Raw genomic sequence first — 7,297 nt, forward strand, 5'->3', positions numbered from 1 at the left:
GCCTGGGGAAGCTGGTCCTAGGACGCAGGCCCTAGGAAGCGGGGGCCTGTGCCTGGATGGCCGTGATTGCCACGGTGTTCACGATGTCCTCCACGGTGCAGCCGCGGGAGAGGTCGTTGACCGGCTTCCGCAGCCCCTGCAGGACGGGCCCGACGGCCACGGCTCCGGAGCTCTGCTGCACCGCCTTGTACGTGTTGTTGCCGGTGTTCAGGTCCGGGAAGATGAACACCGTGGCCTGCCCGGCAACGGACGAGCCCGGCATCTTGGACTCCGCGATGGAGGCGTCCACGGCGGCGTCGTACTGGATGGGCCCCTCGACGGCGAGGTCAGGGCGGCGCTGGCGGACCAGCTCGGTGGCCTGCCGCACCTCGTCCACCGCTTCACCCGAGCCGGAACCGCCGGTGGAGTAGGAGAGCATGGCCACCCGCGGCTCCACCCCGAACTGCGCCGCGGTTTCCGCCGACGCCAGTGCGATGTCCGCCAGCTGCTCCACGTTCGGGTCCGGGTTCACGGCGCAGTCGCCGTACACCAGCACCCGGTCCGGCATCAGCATCAGGAACACGGAGGACACGATCTTGACGCCCTCGCGCGTCTTCACGAACTCCAGGGCGGGCCGGATGGTGTGGGCGGTGGTGTGGGCCGCCCCGGACACCATGCCGTCCACCACGCCGAGCTGGACCATCATGGTGCCGAAGTAGCTGACGTCCTGCATGATCTCCAGCGCCTTCGCCAGGTCCACGCCCTTGTGCGCCCGCAGTTCCGCGTACTTTTCGGCGAACTTCTGGCGCAAGTCGGAGGTGGCCGGGTCAACGATGTTGATGCCGGACAGGTCGATGCCGCGGGCGGCCGCCAGTTCGCGGACCTCCGATTCGGGGCCGAGTACGGTGAGGTCGCAGACGTCACGGCGGTGCAGGATCTCGGCTGCCCGGAGGATCCGCACGTCGGTTCCCTCCGGCAGCACCACATGCCGGCGCTGCGACCTGGCACGTTCGATGAGGTCATGCAGGAAGCGCAGCGGGGTCATCCGCTCCGCCCGGGGCAGGTGGAGGCGCTCCATCAGTTCGGTCTCGTCCACCCGGCGGGACCAGAGGCCCAGGGCGGAAGCGACCTTGCGGCGGTGTCCGGACCAGATCTCGCTGCGGACCTCGGAAACGCGGCGGGCCGTGGTGTAGGTGTCCTCCGTGGCGGCAAACACGGGGAACGGGGCCTGCGCCAGGAGCGGGTAGATGTTGGCGTCGGGCGCGAGACCGCCGGTGAGGATGAGCGCGGAGGCCACCGGGAACTCCGGCGAGAAGGACGCCGCCAGGCACGCCACCATCACATCGGCCCGGTCGCCGGGGACGATCACCAGGGCGCCCTCATCCAGCACGTTCAGGAAGTTGCCCACGTTCATGGCGGCCACCTTGATGTCCTTGACGTCGCGTTCCATGTCCGGCCGCCCGGCGATCTGGCGGACGCCCAGCGCCGCAGCAACCTCGCCGGTGGTGGGACGCGCGATCGCCTCCAGCTCGGGCAGGATGTACACGGGCCGCTTTGAGGCGCCGGGCTTCACGGCGGCGGCGATCGCGTCCAGGTCCTCCGGATCTGCACGGTTCACCATGATGGCCAGCAGGGAGCACCTTTCAGCGGCGAGTTCCTTCCGGGCAACCTCGACGGCGGACGCAGCCTCGGCGACGGTCCGCCCCTTGGCGCCCACCACCGCCACGATGGGGGCGGCCAGGTTGTTGGCCAGACGGGCGTTGAGGTCGAATTCGACGGCGGAGTCCTGGCCCACCAGGTCCGTTCCCTCCACGATCACCACATCGCAGTGCCGCGAGATCTCGGCGAAGATTTCCACGCAGCGGGCGTCGATCTCAGCCCGGTTTCCATCGGCCAGCAGGGACCGGACTTCCTCGTGGGTGAGTCCGCCGCGGCAGCGCTCGTCCTCCAGCGCGAAACGGGACTTCATCAGCGCGACCATCGGATCGGCCGCGGCGTCCGGGCCATGAACCACGGGCTTAAAGAAGCCGATCCTGTCCGCATGCCGGTGGAGGGTGTCCGCCAGACCCAGGGCCACAAGTGACTTGCCCGATCCGGGAGTGGTTGCGCTGACGTAGATGCCTTTGGCCATGGTCCGCCCTTTGCTATGCTGGTGCCGGTCACTCCATCCTTGCACCTCCCTCCCCGCGAGATGGCACTTCACAGCAATGTCCGCCGCTGGGAGTGCCGTCAAGTGTCACCTCGCGGGGACGTGCGGGCCGCCAACGTACATACCAGCCCGGTTTTGGGTCGCCCCGCCCCGGGGGTAGCCGCCAAAAAGCGGGTCTGACGCCGGAAAACCGGGCTGGAACGGCGGCCGCAGACGCCCCAGCCCTTGACATCGGACCCCTCCATGGGATTACCTAATGAACATTCGGTAAATAAAGCTGGAGGCAATGACGCATGGCTGAAACCACCCTTTCCGGGCCCACACACCAGATCCTGGAGAACGACTATGCCTCCGAGTGGATGGGCATCGAAGTCCTCGCCATCAGCGACGGCCACGCAACCATCCGGATGACCCTCCGGCAGGAAATGCTCAACGGCTTCGGCATGGCCCACGGCGGAATGATCTTCGCCTTCGGGGACACCGCGTTCGCCCTCGCCTGCAACCCCGCCGTCCAGGCACCCGGCGAGGAAAACAGCATCACCGTGGCCTCCGGCGTCGACATCAATTTCCTCAAGCCGGCGTTCCGCGGCCAGGTGCTGACCGCAGTGGCGGACCGCCGCTCCAGCGCCGGACGCAGCGGCCTGTACGACATCCAGATTTTCGCCACGGATGCTGCACCCTCCCCAACAGGCCAGCCCGCACAGGCCCTGCCAGGCCCAGTCCAGCCCAATTCAGTCCAGCCCAGTTCAGCCCAGCCCGGCGAGCTCATTGCCGAGTTCCGCGGACGCAGCCGCACCATCCCCAAGAAGTAGGAAAATCATGACCCTGCATGCCCCCGAAACCCCCGCCGCTGCCGCAGCAACGGCCGCAGGCACTAACGTCATCCTGGACCGCGAGGAGACCATGTCCCGCGACGAGCTCGAGGCCCTGCAACTGAGCCGCCTGCAGCACACCGTGGCCTACGCCTATGAGCGCGTGCCGCTGTACAAGCGCAAGTTCGACGACGCCGGCATCCACCCGAACGACCTCCGGGAACTCAGCGACCTGGGCAACTTCCCCTTCACTACCAAGGACGACCTCCGCGAGGAATACCCGTTCGGGATGTTCGCCGTCCCGCAGCACGAAGTAGCCCGCGTGCACGCCAGCTCGGGCACCACGGGCCGGCCCACGGTGGTCGGGTACACCAAGAAGGACCTGGCGGACTGGGCCAAGCTCGTGGCACGCAGCTTCCGCGCGTCAGGCATCCGCCCGGGCATGAAAGTCCACAACGCGTATGGGTATGGCCTGTTCACCGGCGGCCTGGGCGCGCACGCCGGCGCCGAAGCCCTCGGCTGCACAGTCATCCCCATCTCCGGCGGGCAGACCGAACGCCAGATCCAGCTGATCCAGGACTTCAAGCCGGACGCCATCCTGGCCACCCCCACCTACCTGCTCACCATCGCGGACGCCATGGCGCACATGGGCATCGACCCCGCCTCCACCTCGCTGAAGTATGCTGTGCTGGGCGCCGAGCCGTGGACGGAGGAGATGCGGCACGAACTTGAGGTCACCATGAACCTCAAGGCCTGCGACATCTACGGCCTGTCCGAGGTCATGGGACCCGGTGTGGCCGGCGAGGCCGTGGAGACCCAGGACGGCAGCCACATCTGGGAGGACCACTTCCGGCCGGAAATCATCGACGCCTTCAACCCGGTGGTGGGCAAGGAGAACGTGCTGCGCGACGGCGAGCACGGCGAACTGGTGTTCACGTCCCTCACCAAGGAAGCGCTGCCCATCATCCGGTACCGCACCAAGGACCTCACGCGCCTGCTCCCCGGCACGGCCCGCCCCGCACACCGCCGGATGGGACGCATCACCGGCCGCAGCGATGACATGATCATCCTCCGCGGCGTGAACGTCTTCCCGTCCCAGATCGAGGAGATCGCCCTCCGCATCCCCGAGCTTAGCCCGCACTTCCAACTTGAGCTCACCCGGCCCGAGGGCCAGCGGATGGACCAGATGACGGTGAAGATCGAGCGCCGGGAGACCGTCACCATCGAGCAGGTTTCGACGGCGGCGCGCACCTTGAAGGAGCAGATCAAGATCCATGTGGGTTCTTCCTGCACGGTTGACGTTGTGGACCCCGGCTCCCTGGAGCGGTCCAACGGCAAGCTGCGACGCATCTACGACATGCGCCCCAAGGCGTAGGCCATCCAGCGGTGGCGCAGGCTCCGGGCTGCGCCACCCGACCGACCGTTCATGAGAAACTAGCCACTATGCCCAGCAGCACTGATACAGCCAGCACAGCCAAGCGCGGCCGCCCCGGATACGACCAGCAGTCGGTGCTGCGCATCGCCGTCGACGTCTTCAACCGGCACGGCTACGACGCAACGTCCATGGGCATCCTCGCGGACAACCTGGGCATCTCCAAGTCCGCCATCTACCACCACGTGCCGTCAAAGGGCGACCTCCTGAAGCTCGCCCTGGAGCACGCGCTCGGCGGGCTCGAGGGCATCCTGCAAGAACCTGCAGCAACGTCCGGCGCGGCCGATGCCCGCCTCGAGTTCGTGCTCCGGCAGACCGTGGCCGTCCTGGTGGAGCGGCTGCCGTTCGTCACGCTGCTCCTGCGGCTGCGCGGGAATACGGAGATCGAGCGGGACGCCCTGGAGCGCCGCCGCGCCTTCGACCACAAGGTGGCCGCCCTGATATCCGCAGCCCGCGACGAAGGCTCGCTGCGCCAGGACATCGATCCGCGGACCGTCACCAGGCTGCTGTTCGGCATGATCAACTCGATCGTGGAATGGTACAAGCCGGGCGGCTCCCTCTCCCCCGAGCGGCTCGCCGACGACGTGATCACCATGGCGTTCGACGGGCTGCACTCCACCCAGCACTAAGGCAGATACTAAGGGTGCTTGGTATTTTCTCTGATCCCCGGCTACGGTGGTAGAAACCAGCCAGGAACCGGAGGAGGCCGTCCATGAATACCGTCACCCGCCGGGCCCTTCCGCGGGCCGACCTCCTCCGGACCGCCGCGGGAGCTGCACTGCTCACGGCGTCCCTGGCCCTCACCGCCTGCACCGGCTCCACGCCTCCCCCGGAACCCAGCGGCTCCTCCAGCCCCGGGTCCGCGTCAACCGCTACGCCCAACAGCACATCGGCGCCGGCCCCCGCGCCGGCTGCAGAAGGCGATATCCCCCAGCTGGTGGAGAACCTCGCCCCGTCCGTGGTCACCATCTTCACGGACGGCGGCCTGGGCAGCGGCGTGGTCTACTCCGAGGACGGCCTGATCCTCACGAACGAGCACGTGGTCCGGGGCAACACCCGCGTGGAGGTGGCCTTCGCCGACGGCCAGCGGGTGGAGGGAACCGTCAGGGCAACGGACCCCGTAACTGACCTCGCCCTGGTGCAGGCCAACCGCACCGGCCTGCCCAAACCCGTCTACCAGACCAACCTCCCCCGCGTGGGCGAGGGTGCCGTGGTGCTCGGCTCGCCGCTCGGCTTCGAGAACACAGCCACCGCCGGGATCATCTCCGGGCTGCACCGGTCCATTCCCGGCTCCGCCTCCAACAGCCTCTCCCTGGTGGACCTGATCCAGACCGATGCCCCCATCAGCCCAGGCAACTCCGGCGGGGCGGTCATCAACATGCGCGGCGAAATCATCGGCATCAGCGAGGCCTACATTCCCCCGTCGGCCGGTGCCGTGGCCCTCGGATTCGCGATCCCCGCCGCCACCGCCGTGGAGGTCGCCGAGGAACTGCTGGCGGACGGCACTGCCGAGCACGCCTACCTGGGCCTCACGCCGGGGGAACTGACCCCGCAGATCGCCGGCCAGCTGGGCATCAACGCTCGCACCGGCGTTGTGGTCCTGGCAGTGGACGACGACGGCCCGGCCGCACGCGCCGGCATCCGCCCGGGTGACGTCCTGGAGTCCCTGGAGGGCGTGGACCTCACCGCTCCGGAGAAGCTCCTGGCGGAACTCCGGAACCGCAACCCCGGCGATACCGTAGGCTTCAAGGTCAAGCGGCAGGACCAGAGCCTTGACCTCAAGGCGGACCTCATCGCGCGGCCCACAAGTAACACCCGATAGGAAGGTAAGAAAATGAGCCACCCCAAAGACGAAGCAGACGCCGGATACATCATTCCGGACCCCTCAAAGATCCGTGAGGACGTCCCCGGCGACGCCGGCGATGAGGCCAACGTGATCCGCTTCAGCGAAGAGCAGGCACTGATCGAGGAACAGTCCCACGGCATCCGCCCGGACACCTACAGCGTTCCCTCCGGCGGCCCCACCATGGCTGAGGCCCGGGGCAACATGGACCTCTCGGACCAGAGTGAAAGCGGGCACGGCACCGGCCGTGAGGATGACAGCAGCGACGACAGCCTGCACGGCGGCGCCGAGTCCTGATTTCACGGCAGCCGGCACGGCCGGCTGCTAACACAGCAGGCGGCCAGCACGGCGAAGGGGCGTCCCGGTATTCCGGGGCGCCCTTTCCTGTTTCACCGGTGTGTGGCTAGAGTTCGTACTCGGCCTGGACGCCGAGCTTTTCGTGGACACACAGGATGTTGTGCTCGCTGTCCATGAACCACGCGCACTTCTCCGAGTCGGTGGTGCAGATGTGGTTCTCTGTCTTCAGGTTGGGCAGGTCGTAGTCCTGGAACGCGACACCCCTGGCTTCCATATCGCGGACCGTTCTTTCGATATCCGTGACCTCGAAGCTCAGGGCGGTGTGATCGGAGTGCTTGCCGTCCGAGACCGGCATTAACTGCAGCATGGGGCCGCCGTCGCTGCCGAGCAATTCGCTTCCGTCGTCTGTCATGCCGCGGTGCGGGAGTCCGAGCTTTTCGGTGTAGAACCTTCGGGCGCGCGCTGCATCATCGACTGGCAGGACGGTTGTGGCTGTGTTCATTCTTAGGTTCATGTGGCCACCTCCTACGGGCAGAATTTTACGCTTCCGCCCGCCAAAAAGATCCGCCCACCTCCCCTCCCGGCCCAGCCGCACGCTCTCTCACTTACCGCAGGAAATCCCCACACCCTCTCTCAGTTGATGCGGATAAATCGACAACGCTCTATCACTTACCAGGGGACAGTGATAGAGCGTTGGCGAGAATCATGCAGGAAGTGAGAGTGTCCCTATGTTTTTCGTCAAGCTGCTGTTGGTGTTTGGGCTTGGTAGAGGCTGCCGTCGCGGA

7 protein-coding genes are annotated in these 7,297 nt (G+C 67.0%); 5 read left to right on the top strand and 2 right to left on the bottom strand.

Going from position 1 to position 7,297, the window contains the following annotated elements:
• Positions 1-31: 31 nt before the first annotated feature.
• Positions 32-2,110, bottom strand: coding sequence for a phosphate acetyltransferase (gene pta, locus IEX43_RS18720; protein ID WP_188813481.1), 2,079 nt, complete (start codon positions 2,108-2,110; stop codon positions 32-34).
• 311 nt (positions 2,111-2,421) lie between these two features.
• Here pta and IEX43_RS18725 point away from each other — a divergent pair, with 311 nt between their 5' ends.
• The 5 genes from IEX43_RS18725 (at position 2,422) to IEX43_RS18745 (ending at position 6,512) form a co-directional block, all read left to right on the top strand.
• On the top strand, positions 2,422-2,940 hold the full coding sequence (locus tag IEX43_RS18725) for a hotdog fold thioesterase (protein WP_188726951.1): 519 nt from the start codon (positions 2,422-2,424) through the stop codon (positions 2,938-2,940).
• 7 nt (positions 2,941-2,947) lie between these two features.
• A complete protein-coding gene (gene paaK / locus IEX43_RS18730; RefSeq protein ID WP_188813483.1) occupies positions 2,948-4,315 on the top strand; it encodes a phenylacetate--CoA ligase PaaK in 1,368 nt (455 codons plus the stop codon).
• Positions 4,316-4,383: 68 nt separating this feature from the next.
• On the top strand, positions 4,384-5,001 hold the full coding sequence (locus IEX43_RS18735; RefSeq protein ID WP_188813485.1) for a TetR/AcrR family transcriptional regulator: 618 nt from the start codon (positions 4,384-4,386) through the stop codon (positions 4,999-5,001).
• Positions 5,002-5,084: 83 nt separating this feature from the next.
• Positions 5,085-6,194: a S1C family serine protease gene (locus tag IEX43_RS18740; RefSeq protein WP_188813487.1), complete on the top strand. Its 1,110-nt coding sequence runs from the start codon at positions 5,085-5,087 to the stop codon at positions 6,192-6,194.
• A gap of 12 nt (positions 6,195-6,206) precedes the next feature.
• Positions 6,207-6,512: a hypothetical protein gene (locus IEX43_RS18745; protein ID WP_188813488.1), complete on the top strand. Its 306-nt coding sequence runs from the start codon at positions 6,207-6,209 to the stop codon at positions 6,510-6,512.
• 106 nt (positions 6,513-6,618) lie between these two features.
• Here IEX43_RS18745 and IEX43_RS18750 read toward each other — a convergent pair whose 3' ends face one another.
• Positions 6,619-7,014 carry a VOC family protein gene (locus tag IEX43_RS18750; protein WP_104184621.1) on the bottom strand — a complete coding sequence of 132 codons (396 nt, stop codon included), beginning with the start codon at positions 7,012-7,014 and terminating at the stop codon, positions 6,619-6,621.
• Positions 7,015-7,297 lie beyond the last annotated feature (283 nt).

Source organism: Pseudarthrobacter polychromogenes (genome assembly GCF_014644495.1).
Classification (GTDB): domain Bacteria; phylum Actinomycetota; class Actinomycetes; order Actinomycetales; family Micrococcaceae; genus Arthrobacter; species Arthrobacter polychromogenes.